At 58.0% G+C, this 24,065-nt stretch carries 21 protein-coding genes and 1 pseudogene; 16 read left to right on the top strand and 6 right to left on the bottom strand.

Annotated elements, in window-relative coordinates:
• Nucleotides 1-49: 49 nt before the first annotated feature.
• From MOTHE_RS09200 to MOTHE_RS09170, 7 genes are all read left to right on the top strand, one after another.
• Entirely contained in the window at nt 50-3,520 is a 3,471-nt protein-coding gene (locus MOTHE_RS09200; RefSeq protein ID WP_011393372.1) for a DNA polymerase III subunit alpha, read from the top strand.
• Nucleotides 3,521-3,852: 332 nt separating this feature from the next.
• Nucleotides 3,853-4,335, top strand: coding sequence for a pantetheine-phosphate adenylyltransferase (gene coaD / locus MOTHE_RS09195; RefSeq protein WP_011393371.1), 483 nt, complete (start codon nt 3,853-3,855; stop codon nt 4,333-4,335).
• Between the two features lie 12 nt (nt 4,336-4,347).
• Entirely contained in the window at nt 4,348-4,581 is a 234-nt protein-coding gene (gene mtrB / locus MOTHE_RS09190) for a trp RNA-binding attenuation protein MtrB (RefSeq protein ID WP_011393370.1), read from the top strand.
• 5 nt (nt 4,582-4,586) lie between these two features.
• Nucleotides 4,587-4,787 carry a glutamate decarboxylase gene (locus tag MOTHE_RS09185; RefSeq protein WP_053094948.1) on the top strand — a complete coding sequence of 67 codons (201 nt, stop codon included), beginning with the start codon at nt 4,587-4,589 and terminating at the stop codon, nt 4,785-4,787.
• 13 nt (nt 4,788-4,800) lie between these two features.
• The gene (pfkA, locus tag MOTHE_RS09180) at nt 4,801-5,760 is read left to right on the top strand and encodes a 6-phosphofructokinase (RefSeq protein WP_011393368.1); all 960 of its coding nucleotides are present in this window, start codon (nt 4,801-4,803) and stop codon (nt 5,758-5,760) included.
• 22 nt (nt 5,761-5,782) lie between these two features.
• The gene (gene pyk, locus MOTHE_RS09175) at nt 5,783-7,531 is read left to right on the top strand and encodes a pyruvate kinase (RefSeq protein WP_053094947.1); all 1,749 of its coding nucleotides are present in this window, start codon (nt 5,783-5,785) and stop codon (nt 7,529-7,531) included.
• A 27-nt stretch (nt 7,532-7,558) separates the two neighbouring features.
• Nucleotides 7,559-8,335: a DUF169 domain-containing protein gene (locus MOTHE_RS09170; protein WP_053094946.1), complete on the top strand. Its 777-nt coding sequence runs from the start codon at nt 7,559-7,561 to the stop codon at nt 8,333-8,335.
• 2 nt (nt 8,336-8,337) lie between these two features.
• Here MOTHE_RS09170 and minC read toward each other — a convergent pair whose 3' ends face one another.
• A complete protein-coding gene (gene minC, locus MOTHE_RS09165) occupies nt 8,338-8,994 on the bottom strand; it encodes a septum site-determining protein MinC (protein WP_011393365.1) in 657 nt (218 codons plus the stop codon).
• Between the two features lie 245 nt (nt 8,995-9,239).
• Here minC and MOTHE_RS09160 point away from each other — a divergent pair, with 245 nt between their 5' ends.
• From MOTHE_RS09160 to MOTHE_RS09145, 4 genes are all read left to right on the top strand, one after another.
• Nucleotides 9,240-11,060, top strand: a complete 1,821-nt coding sequence (locus MOTHE_RS09160; RefSeq protein WP_011393364.1) for a hypothetical protein — start codon at nt 9,240-9,242, stop codon at nt 11,058-11,060.
• Between the two features lie 352 nt (nt 11,061-11,412).
• Nucleotides 11,413-12,471, top strand: a complete 1,059-nt coding sequence (gene cbiM, locus MOTHE_RS09155; protein WP_011393363.1) for a cobalt transporter CbiM — start codon at nt 11,413-11,415, stop codon at nt 12,469-12,471.
• Nucleotides 12,461-13,405 (top strand): cobalt ECF transporter T component CbiQ, encoded by a 945-nt coding sequence (gene cbiQ, locus MOTHE_RS09150; RefSeq protein ID WP_053094945.1) that lies wholly within the window; start codon nt 12,461-12,463, stop codon nt 13,403-13,405. The genes cbiM and cbiQ overlap by 11 nt, the downstream gene beginning before the upstream one ends.
• A complete protein-coding gene (locus MOTHE_RS09145; protein ID WP_011393361.1) occupies nt 13,395-14,192 on the top strand; it encodes an energy-coupling factor ABC transporter ATP-binding protein in 798 nt (265 codons plus the stop codon). Before cbiQ ends, MOTHE_RS09145 begins: the two co-directional genes overlap by 11 nt.
• Nucleotides 14,193-14,219: 27 nt before the next feature.
• Here the strand turns inward: MOTHE_RS09145 and MOTHE_RS13175 are convergent.
• The 4 genes and pseudogenes from MOTHE_RS13175 to MOTHE_RS09130 all read right to left on the bottom strand — a co-directional run.
• Nucleotides 14,220-14,472, bottom strand: a pseudogene (locus MOTHE_RS13175) (UPF0236 family transposase-like protein); the annotation flags it as partial.
• 99 nt (nt 14,473-14,571) lie between these two features.
• Nucleotides 14,572-15,750 carry an MFS transporter gene (locus MOTHE_RS09140; RefSeq protein WP_053095254.1) on the bottom strand — a complete coding sequence of 393 codons (1,179 nt, stop codon included), beginning with the start codon at nt 15,748-15,750 and terminating at the stop codon, nt 14,572-14,574.
• Nucleotides 15,751-15,840: 90 nt separating this feature from the next.
• Entirely contained in the window at nt 15,841-16,326 is a 486-nt protein-coding gene (locus MOTHE_RS09135) for a MarR family winged helix-turn-helix transcriptional regulator (protein ID WP_236683223.1), read from the bottom strand.
• A 325-nt stretch (nt 16,327-16,651) separates the two neighbouring features.
• Nucleotides 16,652-17,695: a polysaccharide deacetylase family protein gene (locus tag MOTHE_RS09130; RefSeq protein WP_053094944.1), complete on the bottom strand. Its 1,044-nt coding sequence runs from the start codon at nt 17,693-17,695 to the stop codon at nt 16,652-16,654.
• Nucleotides 17,696-17,890: 195 nt separating this feature from the next.
• Here MOTHE_RS09130 and MOTHE_RS09125 point away from each other — a divergent pair, with 195 nt between their 5' ends.
• A complete protein-coding gene (locus MOTHE_RS09125) occupies nt 17,891-18,535 on the top strand; it encodes a copper amine oxidase N-terminal domain-containing protein (protein ID WP_011393357.1) in 645 nt (214 codons plus the stop codon).
• 82 nt (nt 18,536-18,617) lie between these two features.
• Here MOTHE_RS09125 and MOTHE_RS09120 read toward each other — a convergent pair whose 3' ends face one another.
• Nucleotides 18,618-20,378 (bottom strand): glycoside hydrolase family 13 protein, encoded by a 1,761-nt coding sequence (locus MOTHE_RS09120; protein WP_011393356.1) that lies wholly within the window; start codon nt 20,376-20,378, stop codon nt 18,618-18,620.
• A 194-nt stretch (nt 20,379-20,572) separates the two neighbouring features.
• Here MOTHE_RS09120 and MOTHE_RS13330 point away from each other — a divergent pair, with 194 nt between their 5' ends.
• The 4 genes from MOTHE_RS13330 (at nt 20,573) to MOTHE_RS09105 (ending at nt 24,050) form a co-directional block, all read left to right on the top strand.
• The gene (locus MOTHE_RS13330) at nt 20,573-20,728 is read left to right on the top strand and encodes a hypothetical protein (RefSeq protein WP_158499113.1); all 156 of its coding nucleotides are present in this window, start codon (nt 20,573-20,575) and stop codon (nt 20,726-20,728) included.
• Complete coding sequence (locus tag MOTHE_RS09115; RefSeq protein ID WP_011393355.1) at nt 20,721-21,170, top strand: DUF4912 domain-containing protein; 450 nt, start codon at nt 20,721-20,723, stop codon at nt 21,168-21,170. Before MOTHE_RS13330 ends, MOTHE_RS09115 begins: the two co-directional genes overlap by 8 nt.
• Before the next feature lie 88 nt (nt 21,171-21,258).
• Nucleotides 21,259-23,007 (top strand): glycoside hydrolase family 57 protein, encoded by a 1,749-nt coding sequence (locus MOTHE_RS09110; RefSeq protein WP_011393354.1) that lies wholly within the window; start codon nt 21,259-21,261, stop codon nt 23,005-23,007.
• Complete coding sequence (locus MOTHE_RS09105; protein WP_011393353.1) at nt 22,989-24,050, top strand: glycosyltransferase family 4 protein; 1,062 nt, start codon at nt 22,989-22,991, stop codon at nt 24,048-24,050. Before MOTHE_RS09110 ends, MOTHE_RS09105 begins: the two co-directional genes overlap by 19 nt.
• The last annotated feature ends 15 nt before the right edge of the window (nt 24,051-24,065 follow it).

The following is a 24,065-nucleotide window of genomic DNA, read 5'->3' as shown; positions in this document are numbered from 1 at the left end:
GGGTTATGCCAGAAAAGGAATCTGCCCCTGGATGTAGAAATTACTCCCCATGAAGTCTTTCGTCCACCTCCATGTCCACAGTGAATACAGCCTCCTGGATGGAGCCGGCCGCATCAAGGATCTGGTCCGGGCCGCCGGGGAAATGGGTATGCCCGCCCTGGCCCTCACGGATCACGGCGTCATGTACGGCGCCGTGGAGTTCTATAAAGCGGCCCGGGAACAAGGCATCAAGCCCATTATCGGCTGCGAGGTTTATGTGGCTCCCCGCTCCCGCCACGACCGGGAGCCCCACCGGGATGATTACCAGTACCACCTGGTCCTCCTGGCCACCGACGCCACGGGTTACCGCAACCTCACGGCCCTGGTCTCGGCTGCCTTCCTGGAAGGTTTCTATTACAAGCCCCGGGTGGACCGGGAGCTTTTGAGCCGCCACAGCCAGGGTCTCATAGCCCTGAGCGCCTGCCTGGCTGGGGAAGTGCCAGCCCACCTTTTAAAGAACCGGGAAGATGCGGCCTATGAGGCGGCTACCTGGCTGCGGGAGGTCTTTGGCCCGGAGAATTTTTACCTGGAACTCCAGGACCAGGGCCTGCCGGAACAGCGGCAGCTCAACCGCCGGCTGGTAGACCTGGCAGCCAGATTAAAAATTCCCCTGGTCGCCACCAATGACGTCCACTACATTCGCCAGGACCAGGCCCGGGCCCATGACGTCCTCCTCTGTATCCAGACAGGCAAGACCCTGGACGATCCTAACCGCCTGCGTTTTCCCACGGCCCAGTTTTATTTAAAATCTCCTGCCGAGATGGACAACCTCTTCCGGGAGGTACCCTCAGCCCTGGCCAACACCCTGGCCATCGCCGAGCGCTGCCATTTCGACTTCACCTTCGGCCGGTTACACCTGCCGGCCTACCAGGTGCCGGCAGGAGAGGACGCAGCCAGTTATCTCCGCCGCCTGAGTTACGAGGGCCTTAAACGGCGTTACCCCCATGACGATGGAACGGCCCGGCAGCGCCTGGAGTACGAGCTGGGTATAATCGAGCAAATGGGCTATCCGGGCTATTTCTTGATAGTTTGGGATATGGTCAATTTCGCCCGCCGGCGGGGGATCCCGGTGGGGCCGGGTCGGGGTTCGGCCGCCGGCAGCCTGGTGGCCTACTGCCTGGGGATAACCTCCATTGATCCCCTGCGCTACAACCTCCTCTTTGAACGTTTTTTAAACCCCGAACGGGTCAGTATGCCGGACATCGACATGGACTTCTGCTTCGAACGGCGGGATGAAGTCATCCAGTATGTCCTGGAGAAGTACGGCCGTGACCATGTGGCCCAGATCATTACCTTCGGTACCATGGCCGCCCGGGCGGCCGTCCGGGATGTGGGCCGTGTCCTGGGTTTGCCCCTGGGTGAGGTGGACAGGATCGCCAAGATGGTGCCCATGGAGCTGGGTATTACCCTGGAGAGGGCCCTGGCCACCAGCCCGGATTTAAAAGAGAGCTACGAAGGCAACCGGGAGGTGCGGGAACTCCTGGATACGGCCCGGGCCATCGAGGGTATGCCCCGCCATGCCTCCATCCATGCCGCGGGGATTGTCATCACCCGGGAGCCTTTAATTCATTATCTGCCCCTGCAAAAGACAGGGGATGCCGTTACCACCCAGTACCCCATGCAGGCTGTGGAGGAATTGGGGCTATTGAAGATGGACCTGCTGGGCCTCCGCACCCTGACGGTTATCGGCCACGCCCGGGAGGCCATCCGGCGCAACCATGGCCGGGAACTGGACCTGGAAAGCCTGCCCCTGGATGACCGGCCAACCTACCAGCTTCTGGCCAGCGGTGAAACCAGCGGCATCTTCCAGCTAGAAAGTAGCGGCATGCGGGCCATCCTGAAAGAACTCAAGCCGGAGCGCTTTGAAGATATCATCGCCCTGGTGGCCCTCTACCGGCCCGGGCCACTGGGAAGCGGTATGGTCGAAGATTTTATTAAGCGCAAACACGGGGTTACCCCCATCAGTTACCTGCACCCGGCCCTGGAACCGATACTCAAAGACACCTACGGGGTTATCCTCTACCAGGAGCAGGTCATGCGCATTGCCAGCGAGTTGGCCGGTTTTACCCTGGGCCAGGCCGACCTCCTGCGCCGGGCCATGGGGAAAAAGAAGCCCGAGGTCCTGGCGGCCCAGCGGGATCGCTTCCTGGCCGGGGCAGAGGCCAAGGCTATACCCCGGGATGTCGCGCAGAAAATTTTTGAGCTGATGGAATACTTCGCCGGCTACGGCTTCAATGCCAGCCATTCGGCGGCCTACGCCCTGGTAGCCTATCAGACGGCCTACCTGAAGGCCCATTACCCGGCCGAGCTTATGGGCGCCCTTCTTTCCAGCGTGGCCGAGCACCTGGACAAGATGGAGCCCTACCTGGCTGAGTGCCAGCGCCTGGGGATCGCCGTCCTGCCGCCGGATGTCAATGAATCAGGGGTCGATTTCACCGTCACTGGGAGGCAGATCCGCTTTGGCCTGGCGGCCGTTAAAAACGCTGGCCGGGCCGCCGCCCTGGCCATTATTGCCGCCCGGGAAGCAGGCGGTCCCTTTACCTCCCTCCTGGACTTCTGCCGGCGGGTGGACAGCCGCCAGGCCAATAAAAGGGTGGTGGAGAGCCTCATCCGCTGCGGCGCCTTTAATTCTATCAACCCCAACCGCCGCCAGCTCCTGGCCGGCCTGGACGAGTGCCTGGAAGTGGCCGCCAGGCGTCAGGAAGACCGCCGCAGCGGCCAGGTTTCCCTCATGGACCTGGTGCCTGAAGAGGTTAACGATCCCCCCCTGCCCCAGGTAACCGACTTCTCCCGGGCCGATATACTGGCCATGGAAAAGGAACTCCTGGGCTTTTACCTGAGCGGCCATCCCCTGGAACCCTATGCTCCGGTATTAAAAAAGCTGACCTCCCATTCCCTGGCCGATCTGGCGGAGATAGCCGATGGCAGCCAGGTTACCATCGGCGGCCTGGTCAGCGGCCTGCGCCGGCTGGTAACCCGTAAGGGTGATCCCATGGCCGTTCTCACCCTGGAGGATTTCAGCGGTCAGGTAGAAGCTGTCCTCTTTCCCCGGATGTACAGCCAGGTACGTTCCTGGCTCGCTCCCGACCGGGCCGTCCTGGTCCAGGGGCAGGTCGATAAACAGGAAGAAGGGGTCCAGGTCCTGGCCAACCTGGTCCGGCCCCTGGCGCCGGAGGCCGGCGGGGGAGACCGGACCCTCCCTCCTCCGGCAGGGACCCACGGGACATTACCGGAGGCCCGGCAGGGTGGGGGACGTCTCTACCTCAAGCTATCTAGTGAGGGACAGCTAACAGCCCTGAGGGATACTTTAGCCGCCCACCCGGGTCCCTGTCAGGTATATCTCTATCTGGCCGACAGCCGTAGGACTATCGCCTTACACAGGCGTTATTGGATAGAACCGGTGCCGGAGTTGATGGCAAGTTTGGCCGGGCTTTTAGGCGGGTATGATAAAATTAAGCTGGTGCAGGAAAATAGAATTTAACCCGGCCCAGGAGGAATATAAAGAAACAGGTGGAATTAGAAAGGTAAAAAGAGTTAGCCATTGTGGCACGGCATCCACAAACAAATACCATAAAAATTTAGCCCTGACATTTGTTTGCAGCAAGGCAGCACAAAGCCAGCCAAAGAAGAGAGCGTTTTTCAAAGAGCCCATCCTGGGGCTGGCGCCCCCGCCACAAACCATGAATATGTAAACGATTTGGGGTACAGGCGGAGACGACTGGGTTCGAGACGCTAGTAAACTTTGCGCGAAGCCGATAGTTCCGGCGGCGGTGAACGGGATGCCATATAATCGGAGGAGGAGGTGATAGCCAGTTGAAGGTGGCTGTATATCCAGGCACCTTTGACCCGATTACTAACGGGCACCTGGATATTATCCGGCGGGCGGTAAGTATCTTTGACCGGGTTGTGGTGGGGGTGGCTGCCGATAATTATAAAAAGACCCTGTTTTCCCTGGAAGAAAGGGTGGAGCTGGTCAGGACCGTCACCAGGGATATACCCGGTGTAACGGTAAAGTCTTTTTCTGGACTCCTGGTCGATTTTGCCCGCCGGGAAGAGGCCGTGGCTATCGTCAGGGGGCTGCGGGCAGTTTCCGATTTTGAATATGAATTCCAGATGTCGATAATGAATAAAAAGCTGGCCAGTGACCTGGAGACGGTTTTTCTCATGACGGCTACCGAGTATTCCTTCTTAAGCTCAAGTATCATTCGCCAGGCAGCCTCCCTGGGGGGGTGTATCCATGGCCTGGTGCCACCTGAAGTCGAGCGAGTTTTGCTAAAACGTTACGGTTTTTTGTAGGGAGGTGAGTTGATGGAGGACAGGGAAAGCGTTACCGCTGCCGACTTTATTGTCATCAAAGCCCTGGAGAACGGCGTAACCATTATCGGCCTGACCCGGGGCAGGGACACCAAGTTTCACCATTCCGAGAAACTGGATAAAGGCGAAATCATGATTGCCCAGTTTACTGAACACACCTCTGCCATGAAGATTCGCGGCCGGGCTCTGGTGATGACGAAATACGGGAGTTTAGAAGCGGGGGAGTGAGCGGCATGTGGACCGTGATTTACATTGCTGCCAACCGTAAACTGGCCTTACGCCTGAAGGAGACCCTGACCCAGGAGGGAGTCATGGTAAACTTAAGACCCATTGGCTCTTCCCAGGCAGAGGACCTGGTTGGGTATGAGGTCCTGGTGCCCGAATCCGAGGCTGAGGAAGCCAATGAAATAATCAGTGCGGCCCTGACACGCTAGAGGAGGGAAATAATTGCGCACTATCGGTGTTTTGACCAGCGGTGGTGATGCCCCGGGAATGAATGCAGCTATCAGGGCGGTAGTCCGCCAGGCTGCCGCCCTGAAGATAGACGTGATCGGCATTTCCCGGGGGTACGCCGGGTTGATCCAGGGCGATTTTCGCCGCCTGAATACCGGTTCGGTAGCCGGGATTATCCACCGGGGCGGGACCATCTTGCTGACGGCCCGGTCGGAGGAGTTCCGCACCGAAGCCGGCCGGGCCACGGCCCTGGATAACCTGCACCGGGAAGGCATTGAAGGTCTCGTAGTCATCGGTGGAGACGGGTCCTTCCACGGCGCTGTTCACCTGGCCAAAAAGGGCCTGCCGGTAATCGGCATCCCCGGGACCATTGATAACGACATAGCCGGCACCGATTACACCATCGGCTTTGATACGGCCGTTAATACGGCCGTAGAGGCCATCAGCCGGATCCGGGATACGGCGACTTCCCATGAACGCATTTTTATCATCGAAGTTATGGGGCGTCGCTCAGGCCAGATTGCCCTGGCGGCGGGGATAGCCGGGGGCGCCGAATCTATTCTCATCCCCGAGTACCCCGTTAACTACGACCGGGTGGTGGAGAAATTAGAACAGGGCCGCCACCGGGGTAAACTCCATAGTATTATCGTCGTAGCCGAAGGGGTGGGCAGTGCCCTGGAGGTAAGCGAAGAAATAGCCCGGCGAACCAGGCTGGAGAGCCGCGTGACCATCCTGGGCCATATTCAGCGGGGTGGAGCGCCTACGGCTTTTGATTGTATGCTGGCCAGCCGGCTGGGCGCCCGGGCGGTGGACCTCCTGGCCGACGGCGCCAGCAGCCGCATGGTGGGCATCGCCGCCAACGAGCTGGTGGACCGGGACCTGGAGACGGTTCTCCGGGAAAAGAAGAGTATCGATCCTGAACTGTACCGTTTAGCCGAAGTACTGGCACTATAAATAGGCCAGCGAGGGGGCAAATATGCGGCACACGAAGATTGTCTGTACCATGGGCCCGGCCAGCGAGCGGGTCGAGGTAATCAAGGCTATGATCCGGGCGGGGATGAACGTAGCCCGGTTCAATTTTTCCCATGGCAGCCACGCCGAGCACGGGGCGCGGATGGCTGCCGTGCGCCAGGCGGCAGCTGAACTGGGCGCCAGGGTAGCGTTAATGCTGGATAATAAGGGGCCCGAAATTCGCCTGGGAGAGATCCAGGGCGAGGTCACCCTGAAGGACGGCGACCAGGTGACCCTGACCACAGAACCTATTATTGGTGACGCCAGGCGTTTGCCGGTGAGCTTTGCCGGTCTGCCGGGGGACGTCCGGCCGGGCCAGATCATTCTCCTGGACGACGGCCTGGTGGAGCTGGAGGTCCTGGCGACCACCGCCACCGAGATTCACTGCCGCGTCCGTCACGGCGATGTTATTTCCAGCCATAAGGGCGTCAACGTCCCCGGGGCCGAGATCAGCCTGCCTCCTTTTACCGAGCAGGATATTAAAGACCTTGAGTTCGGCCTCCAGCAGGGGATAGATTTTATCGCCCTCTCCTTTGTCCGGACGGCCGGGGATGTCCTGGCAGTACGCCGGGAGCTTGAGAAGCGCAACGCCAGGGTAGCCATTATCGCCAAGATAGAAAACCATGCCGGGGTCAATAACATCCACGAGATCCTTGAGGTGGCCGACGGGGTCATGGTGGCCCGGGGTGACCTGGGGGTAGAGATCCCCGTGGAAGAGGTCCCCCTGGTGCAGAAAAAGATTATCGAGGCGTGTAACCTGGCCGGCAAGCCGGTTATCACGGCCACCCAGATGCTGGAGTCTATGATTCATAACCCGCGGCCGACCCGGGCCGAAGCCAGCGATGTGGCCAATGCCATCTTTGACGGAACGGATGCCATTATGCTCTCCGGGGAAACGGCTACGGGCCGTTATCCGGTAGAGGCTGTGGCGACCATGGCCCGCATCGCCCGCCGGGCCGAGAGGGGTTTGCCCTATGGTGACCTGTTGACGAAAAAGGGTCTGGCTGCCGAGCGGACGGCCACCGATGCCATCAGCCACGCGAGCTGCACCATTGCCTATGAACTCGACGCCGCCGCCATTATCACCCCCACGGCTTCCGGTTCCACCGCCCGCCGGGTGGCCAAATACCGTCCCCGGGCGCCTATCCTGGCCACCAGCCCCAACGAGAAGGTTTTGAACCAGCTCTGCCTGGTCTGGGGGGTTGAACCCCTCCTGGTGGAGCCGACAAGCGGCACCGACGAAATGGTTAATGCCGCGGTGGCGGTGGCCATACTCTCCGGCCGGGTGAAACAGGGCGACCTGGTGGTTATTACTGCCGGCGTGCCTGCCGGTGTTCCGGGTACCACCAACCTCCTCAAGGTCCACATCGTCGGCGAGGTCCTGGTGCGGGGACGGGGGATCGGCAAAGAAGTAACCAGTGGCCCGGTCCGGCTGGTAAAGACTGCTGCTGACGCCGTGGCAAGGGTCAAAAAAGGCGACATTCTGGTGACCACTGAGACCGGCCCTGAATTCCTGCCAGCTATGGAAAGGGCGGCAGCAGTAATTACGGAAACCGGGGGGCTGAGTTCCCATGCCGCGGTAACCGGCCTGAGCCTGGGTATACCGGTAGTCGTCGGGGCAAAGGGGGCCACTGAAAAGCTAACCGATGATCTGGTCGTAACCATAGACGTTGTCCGCGGCCTGGTCTACCGCGGTCAGACGCGGGTGTTGTGAGGCAAAAAACTTGGAGGAGGAGAAACAATGGCTGATTTAGACAAGTCCCTCATGGTCAAAAGGTTGACGGAAGTTCTCCACCTGGATACGGGCATCGTGGGGATCAAGCTCTACCGGGACAGGAAAGACCTGCCCCGCCGGCCTTATAACTGGAAGGTCAACATCTGCCAGCTGGTATCGGCCGCCCGTTACCAGGGTAAAGCCAGTTCCGGCACCCCGGACCTCATGGTCTGCGCCATCGGCGCCGCCTATACCGGGCTAATCAAGACCCCGGAGCGCTTCACCAGCGGTAAAGCCGCCCTGGGGCGTTATGTGGCCGACGTCGAAGCCGGCAGGCGTTTCATGGCCAACACCTACAAACTGGGGGACAATGGTAAGGTCTACGACGCCATTTACATCGCCCCCCTTGAGAGCTATAAAACAGAAGACCCCGACGCAGTGGTCATCTACGCCAACCCGGCCCAGATGATGCGCCTGATCCACTGCTGCCTTCACGAGACCGGGGAACCCGTCAAAGCCGATACGGTGGCCGAGGCCGCCCTCTGTTCCTCCATCGGTTTTGCCGTAAAAGAACAAAAGCCCATCATCGGCTTCCCCTGTGGCGGCGACCGCACCTTCGGGGGTACCCAGAAGGATGAACTTGTTTTCGTGACACCTTACAATATGCTAGGAACCCTGGTAGAGAATATGGAGAGCCTGCTCATGAGCACGGGCCAGTTGTATCCCGTGGCCCCCTTTAATAACTTCACTCCAGTGATGGTCCAATCTTATACCATGCAGCCGGAGGATCTGGAAGAGAAATAGCCCTAATTGCGGCTACTTTTCGGGCTCAGATAGGGGTCAATGACGATTCTTGTACCAACCAGGCGGGCTATCTCCGGATAGGGATGCCTGGTTTTTTGTTCCGGGGAGCGGGCGATGATCCCGGCAATACCGAGTTGTTCCGGTTCCATGCGATAGGCCACAATTGCTGCGCTTCTGTCTCCCTGGCTCCCGGCATGGGCGTTGCCCTTCAGGGTACCCATGATCAGGATATTACCCCCGGCCCTGATGGTCGCCCCCTGGTGGACATCACCCAGCCACATGACGTGGCCTGGGTAGTTTATTTCCTGACCGTTACGCAGGTTGCCCTCATCCAGCAGAGTCGGCAGTCCGGTGCTAGTCAACGCCACCGGATCCGGATGCGCAGCCTGATTCCCGCCCGGGCGACGGCGGGAGGGTAGGGTAATATTATTTCCCGGGACAAGGCCATGTTCCCGACAGATAGCTTCTAATTCCGCCGTTTCCTGACTATTTAAAGGGGAAGTCGGCACGAGGGCAAAGGCTGCCCCCCGGAAGAAGCCCCTGGCAGCGGCAAATTTCGCGGCCAGGTTGGCCTTGATTTCATTAAAATCCCTGCTGGCATCAAGCAAAATAAGCAGGCCTCCACGGGTTCCCTTTATAGTAATACAATCCTGGGCCATAATAGCTTCTCCTTCCTGGCATATCCGTTCTCCACGGGTGGGACGGTCACCCGGGATGTTTCGGCATAAATTCTATTTTGCTGGAAAGATTCGCCTTAAAGGGCCGTTTTTCCTGCTGAAGGCAAAAACTTTCCCGAATTTGCCGTTCCCGGGCGATTGCCGTCAAACCGATTGCCATTCCAACAAGCCTTTGCCCGGCTACCCGACTGCCGCCGGGCAAGGTCCTACTGTGGAGTGAAACTCTAATGGCGAGGACTAAAAGCCTTAAAATCGGCTTTCTTATTACTATTTTTACCGGGGGTATACTTTTACTTGTGGCTTATGGCCCTGGCTGGTTACAACCGGTCCGGGTCTACCACCAGGTTCGGGTAGGCCTACTGGCAGCAGATGATGAAAACTCTTCGGATATCCTGGCGGCTTACCAGGCAGTCTTAAAGGAGGAGGGCTTCCCGGTAGCACGGATCAATCCAGACGATTTAAACCTGTCTCCGGGGGAACTGGTAGCTCGTTACCCCGCCCTGATCCTGCCGGAGGGTTTAAACCAAGCTCTGCCGCCGGAGGTCCCCCGCCTGTTAAGTGACTACGTCCTGGCCGGTGGTAATGTTTTACTGGTCTACGACCCCGGTATCAGGGCCGCCGGTGGCGGCAGGCTGGCCGAAACGGTCCTGGCCCGCCTGGCCGGGGTAAACTACGGCCTGCCGGACCCGGGTGGGGAGAGCTACAGCGGTTACTGGCAGTTTTCTTCGCTCCGGGAAGCCTTAGCCTGGGGAATTACGCCGGGGAAGCTTTCCCGGGGTAATGCCGTTAGCAGTTACGGTTATGGACGGCTAAACTACCGGCACGTCCGGGCCAGACTCCTGGACGCCCGGGCCATAGCCTTTGACACCAGGGGTGGCTGGAACCCGGTGATCACCGATAAACTCTACCCCTCCGGGGGAGCTGTAGTTTATGTCAACCTGCCCCTGGCCTTCTACAAGCAGATGTCCGACGACCTGGCCATGCGTTCCGTCCTTAGAACCTTTCTGATTAAGTACGCCCGCCTGCCGCGCCTGGTCAACACGCCCGGGGGTAAGGGCGGCCTGGTTCTCAATTTTCACCTGGATAGCAACGCCCATATCCTGCCCCTGCGGGCCATGATCCAGCGGGGCATCTTCCGGCCGGACTTGCAATACTCCATCCATATTACCGCCGGTCCCGACACCTACCGCCCGGGGGACGGCCTGGGCTTTGACGCTCCTTCACCCGTAAAAGGGAGACCATGGGTCGAGGTACTCCAGAAATACGGGGCTATCGGCTCCCACGGCGGCTGGATCCATAATTACTTTGCCGCCAATCTGGAGAAATTCCCGCGCCAGGAGGTATGGCGGTACCTGGCTTTAAACTGCGACACCCTGGCGGCCATCACCGGGAAGCCGGTACGGGAATACAGCGCCCCGGTGGGCAACCATCCCCCTTTTGTCAACGAATGGCTGCAGCAGCACGGCATCCTGGCCTATTATAGCCCCGGGGATACCGGTTCGGCGCCTACCCGCAGTATCTTCCAGGGTCGCCAGGTCAGCGGCAGCCTGTGGTCCTTTCCCATTACCCCTTACGGGCAATACGCGGCCCTGGAAGAACTCATAGCCGCCGGGGTGCCCCTGGCGGAAGTCGAGGGTTGGCTGGATAACCTCCTGGACTTCATCGAGGAAGAACGCGTTATTCGCCTCATCTATACCCACGCCAACAGGAAGGAGTATGCCCTGGAGGCTTTGTCCCACCTGGCGGGGCGGGCCGCCCGCGACCAGGATGAAGGCCGCCTGCTCGTATGGCCTATGAGCCGTTTCGCAACCTTTTTAAACCGCTATGAGCAGACTGAAGCCACCTTTAGCCACGGGCCGGCCGGATGGCAGGTGAGGCTGGCCAACCGGGCCGGCCTGGAGGATATTACCGTGGCCCTTTATGTCGGCGCCAGGCGTTACCGGGTTCTCGGTCGCAATCTGTCCTGGCGCCAGGAAGGAGAGTGGCTGTACCTGACGACTACGGCCAACATGGCTGAGAATCAGATTTATGTCCGGGAACAAAATTAAAGGCCGCGGTGGTTTCGTTCTAGAATCCGGGGAACTCCTTCATGGCGGCCAGTTCCATCGACCAAGGAAATGGATGTTGGGCCGAGGAGGGGCAGGCTCCCGGAAGTTTAGTGGGGAACAGGCCCGGGAAAAGGCGCGGCCAAAGTTGCACGCCCCGGGGGCCGGGTTCGGCCGCGACGAAGCGTGCGAATTTTTACTTGTGCCACGGCGCCGGAACAGGTATAATTACCTTAGGTAAGAGTTATTTTTGGAACAGGTAGGCCATGAAGGCCTTCTGGCCCGCTAGGAAGCGGGTTAGTAGCCTCATGGCCTTTTCCATTGGCCATGGGGGACCTCAAGGAGGTAGGAGATAGTGCATATTCCCGACGGTTACTTAAGTCCCCAGACCTGTGCGGTACTGGGTGCGGCCATGGTGCCTGTGTGGGGCACGGCCGCCCGCAAGGTCAAAGCCACCCTGAAGGCCAGGCAGGCTCCCCTCCTGGCCATCGGCGCCGCTTTTTCCTTCACTATCATGATGTATAATATCCCCATCCCCGACGGGACGACGGCCCACGCCACCGGCGGCGCCCTATTAGCCATCCTCCTGGGCCCGTGGGCGGCGGCTATCGGCATCTCTATCGCCCTGGCCATCCAGGCCCTTTTCTTCGGCGACGGCGGCATCCTGGCCTTCGGCGCCAATGCCTTTAATATGGCCTTTATCCTTCCCTTCGCCAGTTACTACATCTATCGCCTCTTATCCGGCCGGACAAGCCTGCACTCCGGCTGGCGGGCCGTGGCGGCCGCCATCGCCGGGTTTGTCGGCCTTAACCTGGCCGCCCTGGCCGCAGCGGTGGAATTCGGCCTGCAACCCCTCCTCTTCCATACGGCCAGCGGTGTTCCCCTCTACAGCCCCTACCCCCTGGCCTTAGCCGTCCCGGCCATGGCCCTGGCCCACGTCCTGATAGCCGGGCCGGCCGAAGGAATAGTCACCGGCCTGGTTATTCGCTACCTGCAGCGGGTTAATTCCGGTCTGCTGCGGGTTTACCCGGCGACAGGAGCTGTGGTGGCAGCTCAAGCGACGGGTGACGGTGCCAGCCTTAAGAAACTGGCCTGGGGGTTGGTTATCCTCGTCCTGTTATCCCCCCTGGGGTTGCTGGCTGCCGGTACCGCCTGGGGCGAGTGGTCACCGGAAGACCTGCAACAAATCCTCGGTTTCGTTCCCCCGGGTCTGGCCCGCCTGGCTACCACCTGGACTCATGCCCTTTTCCCGGATTATACCGTCCCGGGCCTGGAGGGGAGCTTTTGGGCCCAGGCCCTGGGTTATATCATCACCGCCATGGTTGGGCTGGGCATAATCTTCCTTATCTTCCTGGCTTTTAACCGGCTCCTGGCCCGGCCGGGGAAGACAGGAGCCGATTATCATGGCAAATAAAAGCCTGCCGGCCTGGCTCCTGGCGGAGGAATATTCGCCTGTGCGTCCCGGGGGGAGAAAGAGACGGCCGGGTTTTGCGGAAAAAACCCTCCGGGACCTGGCCCACCTGGGGCAGGAGGTCCTTTTCTCGGAGGAACTGGCCGGTCGCAGGGGCTGGTTGCAGGACCTGGACCCTCGTTGTAAACTCCTGTCTCTGCTATGGCTAATGGTGGTGGCCGGGCTGGCCCGCCATCCCCTGACTTTAATCGTCATCTACCTGGGGGTCATCCTCCTCGCCGTCCAATCCCGGGTGCCCGCGGGACCTTTCCTGAAACGGGTGTGGCTCTTTGTACCCCTGTTTACCGGCATTATGGTTTTGCCTTCCCTATTTAACTGGGTCCACCAGGGTGATCCCCTGGTGGTCCTTTTTCGCCTCCCAGCGCCCCTCCGCCTGGGTCCCTGGCAGGTCCCGGCGCTGCTGGCCATTACCCGCCAGGGGTTAGCCGGTGCCGGTATGCTCATCTTGCGGGTGGGGGTGGCGGTTTCCTTGGGCCTGCTGGTTACCCTGACCACTCGCTGGGCCGTCCTGCTGCGAGCCCTACGGGTTTTGCGGGTACCCAGGATCTTCATCCTGACCCTGACTCTAACCTACCGCTATATCTTTCTCCTGCTCAAGTTGACGGAAGAGATGTTTGTGGCCCGCCAGAGCCGGCTGGTGGGCCGGATGGACAGGCGGATGAATTATCGTTTCCTGGCCGGTTCCATGGGTAACCTGCTGGCCAGGGCCTACTTTCTAAGCGAAGAGGTTTACCAGGCCATGCTGGCCCGGGGTTTTAAAGGTGAGGTGCGGACGAAGGAAGATTGGCGCCTTACCCTGCCGGATTACCGGCGGGCAGCAGGGATTATCCTGGCGGGAATAATTTTGCTGGGTGGGGATCACTATCTTGGGTGGTAAGATTTTATACGATCTGCAGGATGTCAGCTATGCCTACGAAGAGGGGCGGCCGGTTTTAGATGGTATCAGCCTGACCATTGACATCGGGGAAAAAGTGGTCCTCCTGGGGGCCAACGGCTCGGGCAAATCTACCCTGCAACGGATCCTGGACGGGCTTATCTTTCCCCAGCAGGGGACGGTGCGGTTTGCCGGGAAAGAATTGACCGAGGAGAACCTGGAGGACGAGGATTTCTTTCTGGCTTTTCGTCGCCGGGTGGGTTTTGTCTTCCAGAATTCTGAAGCCCAGCTCTTCAACCCCAGCGTCCGGGAGGAACTGGCCTTCGGCCCCCTGCAACTGGGACTCTCAGCCGCCGAAGTTAACGCCCGGGTGGATTCGCTCCTGGAGCTGTTTGAACTGGAAGACCTGGCCGACCGGCCCCCCCATAAGCTGAGCGGCGGGGAGAGGAAAAAGGTGGCCCTCGGGGCCGTCCTGGCCAGCAATCCCGAGGTCCTTATCCTCGATGAGCCTACGGCCGGGCTGGACCCCCGCAGCCAGCGCTGGCTGGTGGAAATGCTGGTTAAATTAAACCAGGCCGGGAAGACCATTATCACGGCCACCCACGACCTGGCCATCGTCCCGGTGATAGCGGACCGGGTTTTCGTCCTGGGTGAGGACCACCGCCTGGCCGGTGAGGGCTCGCCCCTGGAGGTTCTAGCCGACCGGGAACTCCTCCTCAGGGTCAACCTTATTGACGAAGCCTTCCACGAGCACCATCACCAGGGCTACTTCCACCTCCACGCCCATTGAGTGCCGGACTGCTTAATTATTGTTAAGGCGCGTTGCTTTGAGATATAGCCGGCGCTTAAAGGTTATATCCCCGTACAGGCAAGTGATTGTGCGGTAGCGGAACCTAGCTATCCTTATACCCCTTGGGTTTTGCCGGTATAATGGCATCATCTAAGGCCTCCAGTACGGCTACCAATAACCGCCTGGCTATTTGCAGGATAACTTCTTCCAGAGTGTTGAAATTCTCGCTACCATCTAATAAACTAAAGATGGTAGCGGTACTGGTACTACCGTTTACCATAAAGAGACAGACCTCACTCCTTTTACGGTGTTTTTCTTCCTGTGAGGTCTCTTTTCTCTTTTTTTGCTCCTTTTTCCTCCTGCATACTGTAATTTTACACTAACGACTCAGCAGCGCATTATCAAATTTTTGCTTTCTGTAAATCAAAAAATGAGTAATTAACGCAGCAAATTGGAACGCAAGCCCTACCATGCAAACACCGTACCATCCATAATGCTGCCAACAAAAGGTGCCAAGGAAAGAGCCTGCTGCTCCACCGATAAAATATGAAAACATGAACACGGTGTTATTGCGACTCCGTGTTGAGTCACCAAGTGCTTGGACCCTTGCCTGATTGGAAACTTGTCCACACTGATTGCCAAGATCAAGCACGATAACGCCGATGATAAGGCCCCAAATATTATACCCGAACAGGCTAAAGCATAGATAGGCAAGAGTCGATAGGATGACGCCAATACCTACTGTAAAACGCGGGCTTTTTGTGTCAGCTGCTTTCCCAATCAGAGGTGCTGCGAGCGCACCGGCTACTCCTGCTAACCCGAACAAACCTGCTTCTCTTGTACTCATACGATAGATCGGTGTTTCAAGAAGGAAAATCAGAGAAGTCCAGAACGCGCTGAACGAACCAAACATGAAAAAACCATTGAGGGCCGCTTCACGCAGAGGGCGTTCTCTCTTAACGAGACCAGGTATTGATTTGAGTAGCTCTTGATATGAAATCTTTGAAGACGGCTGGCTTTCCGGAAAAAAACACCTGATTAGAACCAATAAAATAATGATAAATCCGGCTGCAAAAAGGTAAACTGCTCGCCAATTCAAAGCCGCGCCCACAAGGCCACTGAATGTCCGGGACAGCAAAATTCCGATAAGCAGACCGCTCATGACATAGCCAATAATTTCCCCCTGCTCTTCCGGACGTGAAAGATGGGCTGCATAGGGAACGATAAGTTGTGGCACGATTGTTGTAATCCCAACGGCAAACATCGCAATTAGCAGCACAGGATAGCACGGTGATAAACCAGCTGTGAGCAGTGATATAGCAACCAAAAGCAGCATATGCAGAATAAGGGAGCGGCGTTCACACATGTCTCCCAGTGGAACAAATAACAACAGGCCAAACGCATAACCCACCTGTGTGAGCATGGCTGCAATACCTGCCGCGCTCTGTGAGACATGAAAAGTAGTCGAAATCTGCCCCTCCAGCGGTTGTATGTAATAAAGGTTTGCGACGGAAACGCCACAGACAACCGCCATCAACAATATAAACGATCTTGTCATAATAAATTGTTTTTCCTTGAGTTTACTGTTCAATCTTAGAACCCCCTATGAGTATTTGTATAGGTACTATACACTCTATGTATAAAAAAATCAGCTTTCTTTTAACGCCTTTTTAAACTGTAAGAGAAAGTCTATCAGGAACTTTAATTGATCTTTGTCCGAGTCGGTTAAGATTTCGGATATGATTGTGTTGTACCTTTCGTGGGCGCACTTGTGGTTGAAACAAGCTGTTTCCCCTTTGGGAGTGAGGCGCATGACGACTTTAGATCCTCTGGTTTGTTTTACCTCTTTTACAATCATTTGCTTGCGCTCAAGTCTTTTCACAGTTTGTGACGCCGCACCCCTTGTGATACCTAATTTGCGTGCAATAGCAGAAATATGAAGATCCGGATTATCCTTGATGCACTGGAGCATGTGTATTTCGGAATGGTAAAGCTCCGTGTCAGTACCGAAAGTACGGGCCTTACTGTCGTTTTCATAAAACTCACATATCATCTCCAAAAGCAGTTCGCAAATCCTCTCTATATCATTTTTCATATTTACTATTGTATAGCATGTATACATCAATGTCAACACGTACGCCGCTATTATGTCACCGGACTGTGATATTGTCACCCTGTAAGCGGACTGAGAAAATGTCACTATGAGAGGAGAAATCTTTTTGAGTGCCAAAGAGTCCCGCAGGGTGTTTGTGATTGAACAAGCCACAGCCGGGAACAATGGGAACTACGAGAGCCGGTAAGATACCGTTAGAAGAAGAGCTGCCCTTCTGGAAACCATTCCCGGAGTGGGCAGGCGGACCACAGAACAAATCCTAGTAGCCTCAAAAACAAAGCTAATTCTTATAGCATGACAGGATTACTAGTAAAGAATTGGCAGCTGGCGAGAATGTTTATGGTGGCTAAATGCGGTTCGCCTTTTTACTGGTCACTACTCTGGATTGGGGAGTAGGTGGCTTTTTGGGTTGCCCCTTGGGAGAGGTGCTTGCCCCGGCAGTAGCCCGGATGAGGGCATCTAGTTTAGCCGGCGTAATAGCCGGGCCGCCGGCGTTGACCCGGGGCAGGGCCAGGGGGTTACTCTGACGGGTAACGACCCCATAATGGGTGGTAAAGACGATTTTAAAACCGGCATCAACAGCGGCCTGGATGGCCGTCTGGCCGCCGGCACCGAAGGGCAGGGCCAGGGCATAGACCGGCTGCTGGAGATGGCTTTCTATTTCTTCCCGGGAACGCTTCAGGTCCTGGTAGACCATATTTCTATAGTCGCTCAAACTCTGGCCCTTGAGGGGGCCGTTGAGGAGAGGCCCGTTTTTGCCGCTGGCCAGGGGGCCGAAGTCATGGAGATTATAGGTGTGGGACTGGGTGGTAAAGCCAGCGGCGGCCATCTCCCTGGCCCCGTCCCAGCTATAGTACTGGAGGTTGCCCCGCTTTTGCCCGACGTATTTCACAATGGCAAAGGCTACAGCAGGCATATGCCTTTTCTGTAATTCCGGCAAGGCATACTGGTGGACACTCTCATAACCGTCGTCAAAGGTGATGAGGACGGCATTATCGGGTACTGAACCGCCATTTAAGAAGTCGCGCAACTGGTCCAGGCTGATGACGTGGTAACCCCTGGCTAGGAGCATATCCAGTTCGCTGGCGAAACGTTCCGGGGAGATAACTAACCCCGGTTCTTCTTTAACATCAATATGGTGATAGATAAGGACGACGATCTTATTCTGGTAGTAAACTTCATTGGACTGTACCCCGGCCAGCTGGGCCTGCCCGTTTTGATGGGGAGTGGCGGTAGCCAGTTGGGCAGGGGCGGGCTGGTTCACGTTATCGCTGCTAGCGGCAGTGGTAGCAGCCGGGCTCCGGTTCAGGCGGGAAGATATTTGGACATATGTAAATGACAATGACAGGAGCAGGACTAAAGCAATAATGGCAGCGGCTTTTTTGGGCAAGATCGAACCCTCCCGGGGAAAAGTATTTAATTAAAATTGGGAACGTTGATAGCCGTCTGGCTGCCAGCGAAACTTTACTTGAGAATAAGTTTAGCACAAAGGCTCCGCTACGGAAACTACCCCTGAAAAAATCTTTAACCGGCCGATCTATATAGTAAAAGCTCCTGGCCGGGAGAAAAAGGAAAGGGGAATATTATGCTTAAAAGAGCAAGGCTAGTAGCTTTAGTACTGGTTTTAACCCTTGCCGGTGGCCTCGCGGCCATGGCGGCACCACCTGATTGGGCCGGGGCCAATGGTCAAAAGGCCGGGCACCAGGAACAACCGGCCGGGGGCGACCGCCAGCAAGAGGCCAACCGGGAACAGGACTGGGAGCGCCTGCGGGATGGTAGTTGCCTGGATGGGAATAGCGTCTGCCAGCAGGTATACAACGCCACGGGGAATAACGGCCTGGACCTGAAATTGCAGGTCAAGGCGCGGGTTCATGTTCGCCTCCACGGCCAGGAGGTTGACTGGGCGGTTCCTCCAGTTATCAAAGGGGGACGTACCCTGGTGCCGGTACGGGCCCTGTGTAACGGCCTGGGGGCCGCGGTGGATTGGGACCAGGATACCAGGACCATTACTATAACCAGGGGTGATACGGTAGTAAAGCTTGCCCTGGACAGCCGGGTTTTCACCGTTAACGGCCAGGAACAGGTACTTGATGTCCCGGCCCAGCTAATCAGCAACGCAACTTTCGTACCCCTGCGTTTTGTGAGCCAGGCGTTAGGGGAGAAGGTCAATTACCAGCAGGGGGCCGATGAGGGAGCTATAGTCGACATCGCCCCCGCTACCGGGGCCTAACCGGGGAATCCCGGCTCCTACCAAATAGGAGGGATCACCTGTAAAGGTGGTCCCTTTTGTTTTGCCGGGCAGTTATACCTGTTTACTCCTGGTAGAGAACGGCCCCGGAATTGGCGTCCAGGGGCAGGCTGATCTGGCCGCCCTTCACCTCCAGGAGGCGGTTGCTCAGGCCGTCCCGCCAGGTACTATCCTCAGCCAGTCCCGCGACGGCTGCCGCCAGGGTAACCGTCTGGGGGAGGTCGCTGGCATTGAGAATTATAATTACCTTCTCTCCCTCCAGGCGCCGGGCATAGGCGTAGACCTCGGCCTGGTCGTCGGTAAAAAGGGGCTGGAAAAATCCCCGTCGCAAAGGCCGCAACTGGTGCCGCAACCTTATCAGGCACCGGTAAAAGTTCAGGAGATCCCGGTCCCAGTCCCGGGGTTCCCAGGGCATGGTCCGGCGGCAGTCGGGGTCCGGGCCGCCGGTGAGGCCTACCTCGTCGCCGTAGTAGATCAGGGGCGCACCGGGATAGGTGAGCTGCAGGATGAGGGCCGGTCGCAGGTGGGCTACGGCCTCGGCGTAGCTGCCGGAGTGTCCGGGAACGCCGGCCAACCCTTCCTGGAAGGCGGTGATAATTCGCGCCGTGTCATGGCTGCCCAGGAGGTTTAACAGGGCGAAATTGGCCGCCTCAGGGTAGCGCAGGCGCACCAGGCCCAGGAGCATATCCAGGGTGGAAATGGGAAAAAGCCTCCGGGCGAAGTATGCAAGGACCAGGTCCCGGAAGAGGTAATTCATCACCCCGTCAAAGTAACGGCCGTTCAGCCAGAAACGGGCGTCGCGCCAGATCTCGCCGACAATGTAGGCTTCCGGATTGGTCCCTTTAACCTGCTGGTAAAACTCCCGCCAGAAGGGCGGCTCGATCTCATTGGGCACGTCAAGGCGCCAGCCGTCGGTACCGGCATCCCACAGCCAGTAGGTCGCCACGTGAAGAAGGTAATTACGAACCTCGGGGTTTCTGACGTTGAGCTTGGGCAGGCTGGGGATATCCCACCAGCAGGCATAATTGGCCCGGGGTTCACTCCGTACCGGGAAGTCATAGAAGTAGTACCAGTCCTTATACGGGGAACCGGCTCCCCGGGCGACCACGTCTTTAAAAGCAAAGAAATCGGTCCCCGTATGGTTGAAGACACCATCCAGGATGATGCGTATGCCGGCGCCATGGAGGGATGCCACCAGGCGGCGCAGGGTATCGGTATCTCCCAGGGCCGGGTCCACGGCCAGGTAATCGCGGGTGTTATAGCGATGGTTGGAGGAGGCGGCAAAAATGGGGTTGAGCCACAGGACATTGACCCCCAGAAACTTTAGATAGGGTATCTTCGCCTGGATACCCTCCAGGTCGCCGCCGAAGAAGTTTTCCCTGGTAGGGGCTTCGCTCCAGGGCCTGGTTCCCGGCGGGTCGTTGGCCGGGTTGCCGTTGTAAAAGCGATCGGGAAATATTTGATAGGAAACGGCGTCGTAGATCCAGTCGGGAACGGTAAAGATATCTGCCGGGGTCCACTGATAGGTAAAGGGGCGGCCCTGTTGGCCGGTACCACCGGCAAAGATATAGCGGTCATCCCCATCCCCTTCCCGCAGCCGGAAAAAATAACGGCAGCGCCAGGGACGGGAGAGGCTGATCTCAGCCTGGTAATAAAGGTAACGGGGTGTTCGGGCATAGGCATGCATGGGGGCCGTTTTAAGGCCCCGGTCTTCATAGATTACCTGGCAGCTTTGCTGTTCCCGGCGGCCAATTTTTAAGCGCAGGAGGAGCCGGTCGGGTGCCAGGGGCTGGCAGAAACGGATTCCCGGGCGATGGTGGAGCAAAGGCAAAACCCCCTCTTCTCTATTATAGTATAGACGTACCTGACCTAAATTACGAAGTTTTTGGCGGGGCGGTTCTGCCGGGGCAGTGGGTCTCATAAAATAGACATGGATTTTCTGGCGGCCGCCGGCGGGGAGGGAGGTATTAAAGTTTATAAAAACCATGGAAATAGCAGGTTAAACCCGTAGAGTTTATTATGGACCAGAATTTAACAAAAAGCAAGGGTGGAGACGGTTCGACTGGCATTAAAGAATATGGTAAATCCTATTTATATAAGTTATATGGTTATAATTATTATTTAAAGGTAGCCAAAAATATTAAGACTAAGTTAAGAGGGGAAAACGGTGCTTGATCTGGCCCATGGCTACCACCAGAACGCCCTGATATGCCTGCCCCAGGATTTACACACCCTCTATGTTTACTGGGATTTTACCCCCGCCCGAATCCGGATCCTGGTAGACTTTTTCCACCATGTGCGGCCGGAGATGGAACTGACCCTGCGTCTCTGCCGCCAGGATTGCCCCCTGCCGGAGCAGCAGTTGACCCTGGAAAGCCTGGAGCCCGGCTGGCGTTACTTTTCCAACCTCGACGATCGTGCCGCTTATCACCTAGAACTCGGCGCCCAGAGCCCGGAGGGGGAATTCGTCCTCTTTTCCCGGACCCCGGTTTTCCAGATCCAGCCCGGCCGGACGGTAGAACCTGCCGGGGCCCGGCAATTACCTCCGGGTCTGAACCCTGATTGGACAATCCCCCCGGAGGGCCAACAGTCCGGGAGTAACTTTAGCTGGTCCTGAGTTGAAAAAGACTTTCGTCCTGAGGGTAGCTATTACACTCGACGGTCTTACCACGTTAGGAGCTATTATTTTGGAGGTCTGATACTTTATGGTTACCCGGTCGGGTGATAACCTAGGTTATCTGTCGCTGGTGCTCCATGCTCATCTGCCCTTTGTCCATAACCGGGAGCCCTATGTCAGCCTGGAAGAGAAATGGCTTTTCGAAGCCCTGACGGAGTCCTACCTGCCCTTGATCCTGAGCTGGGAGGAGCTGGCCGGCGAGGGGTTAGACTTTCACCTCACCCTCTCCCTGTCGCCGCCCCTCATCAGCATGTTGATGGAACCTGCCCTGGGGGAGCGCTACGGTCGTTACCTGGATAACCTCAGGGAACTGGCCGGCCGGGAAATTGAGCGGACCAGGGGTGACCCGACTTTCGCCCCCCTGGCGGAGTTTTATCACCGGCGCCTGACTCTCGTCGACCGGGCCTTCAAAGAAACCTACCGGGGGAATTTACTGGCGCCTATAAAAAGGCTGCGGGAACAGGGTCGCCTGGAACTGATAACCACCGCGGCTACCCATGGTTACCTTCCCCTGATGCTTACCGATGAGGCCAGGCGAGCCCAGGTGCGGGCAGCCCTGGATCTTTTCGGCATGACCATGGGCTTTGTCCCGGACGGGCTCTGGCTGCCGGAGTGCGGCTATACCCCAGGGATTGAAAAAATCCTCCGGTCCGAGGGGATTAAGTATTTCATCGTCGCCAGCCACGGCATGTTAAATGCCACCCCCGTGGTAAAATCGGCTGTTTATGCTCCGGTCAGGGTGGGCGGCGTGGCTGTCTTCGGGCGGGACTGGGAGACTTCCCACCAGGTTTGGAGCCGGACCGAGGGTTATCCCGGAGATCCGGTGTACCGCGAGTTCTACCGGGATATTGGTTACGACCTGGATTTCAATTACCTGGCACCCTACCTGGTGGGGGGGATCCGGGGAGATACCGGCTTTAAATACTACCGGATTACCGGTAAAACCGGGGTCAAGGAGCCCTATGACTACCGGGCCGCCCGGGAGCGGGCCCGGGAGCATGCCCGGGACTTTATCGCCAACCGGGAGAAACAGCTGGCTTACTGGGCCGGCAGGACCCAGGATAAGCCTGTCGTCGTCGCTCCCTATGACGCCGAGCTCTTTGGCCACTGGTGGTTTGAGGGGCCGGACTGGCTGGCCGATGTCCTGCGCCTGGCAGGCGAAAGCCGGGTCTCCCTGACCTCTCTTTCGGCTTACCTGGAGCAGTATCCGCCCCGCCAGGAAGTGACCATGGGTCCTTCCAGCTGGGGAGAAGGGGGTTATAACCACGTCTGGTTGAACCAGGCCAACGACTGGCTTTATCTCCACCTCCACCGGGCGGAGAGGGCCATGATCAAGCTGGCTGCCGCCAATCCCCGCCCCGGCTCCCTGCAGGAGCGGGCACTGAACCAGGCTGCCAGGGAATTGCTCCTGGCCCAGAGTAGCGACTGGTCCTTTATCCTCACCACCGGGACGACGGTGGACTATGCCCGGCGTCGCCTCCGGGAACACCTGGGGGCTTTTTTTAAACTCTGCCAGGATTATGAGCGAGATCGCCTGGATGAAGATTTTCTGGCCCGCCTGGAGGCGGCGGACAATATCTTCCCCGGCCTCGATTTTCGCCTCTACCGGCCAGCCGGAAGGGGAGTAGCCTGCCGGCCCGAGGTTCATAATAAAACCAGGCCGGGAATTCTTATGCTTAGCTGGGAATTCCCACCCCGCCATGTTGGCGGCCTGGGTATCCACGTCCGGGACTGGGCCAGGCCCTGGCCCGCCAGGGGGTGGATGTCCACGTCCTGACCCGGGCCCCAGGCGACCGGAGGGTTTCAACCGTCCAGGAGGGTGTTTACCTGCATTATGTGCCCACCTACCAGCAGCCCGACAAAGAAATTAATTTCCTCTCCTGGGTGTTGCAGTTTAACCTGGCCCTGGCCGATGCCGGCCAAGAGGTGCTGGCCGCCTATCCCGGCCGGAATTGGATCCTCCATGCCCACGACTGGCTGGTGGCCTACGGCGCCCGGGAACTCCAGGAGTCGGCCAGGGTACCCCTGGTAGCCACCATCCACGCCACCGAAGCCGGCCGTAACCACGGTCTCCATAACCGCATCCAGCAGGCCATCCACCATATTGAGTCGGGGCTGGTGAACGGTGCAGACCGGTTAATCTGCTGCAGCCGCTATATGGAAGAAGAAATCAGACGCCTGTTTCAGCCCCGGTCGGAGATAACCGTGATTCCCAATGGTGTCCGGCCCATACCCCCGGTTCCCCCCTGCCGGGACAGCCAGACCATTCTTTTTGTGGGCCGCCTGGTGGTGGAGAAGGGGGTCCAGGTCCTCCTGGCCGCCCTGGCGCGCCTTAAGCGACTTTACCCGGGAGCCAGGTTAATCGTCGCCGGGGCCGGTCCCTACGCTGGAGAACTGCAAACCATGGCTAACAACCTGGGTCTGGCCGACAGGGTTGAGTTTACCGGTTTTGTTTCCGAGGAGGTTCGTAATCGGCTCCTGGCCCGGTCCCGGGTGGCCGTGTTCCCCAGCCTCTATGAGCCCTTTGGTATTGTCGCCCTGGAGGCCATGGCTGCCGGGATACCGGTGATCGTATCCCGGACGGGCGGCCTGGCCGAGGTGGTGGAAGACAACCGTACCGGCTTGACCTTCAACCCCGGAGATGTCGCCGACCTGGAGCGTCGCCTGGTAACAATTTTCCAGAACCCCGACCTGGCCGCCGAGCTGGGCCGTAGCGGCCAGGCCCGGGTTTACCGGGATTATACCTGGGAGGCCGTGGCCCGGCAAACCCTGGCCCTTTACCGGGGCGTTCTCCGGGAGAACTCTTTGATCGCCAGTTAGGATCTATGCCCCATG

Origin of the sequence: Moorella thermoacetica, assembly GCF_001267405.1 — a bacterium.
Taxonomy (GTDB): domain Bacteria; phylum Bacillota; class DSM-521; order Neomoorellales; family Neomoorellaceae; genus Neomoorella; species Neomoorella thermoacetica.
The sequence above is the reverse complement of the archived record's forward strand: the minus strand, read 5'-3'. Positions and strand labels throughout refer to the sequence as shown.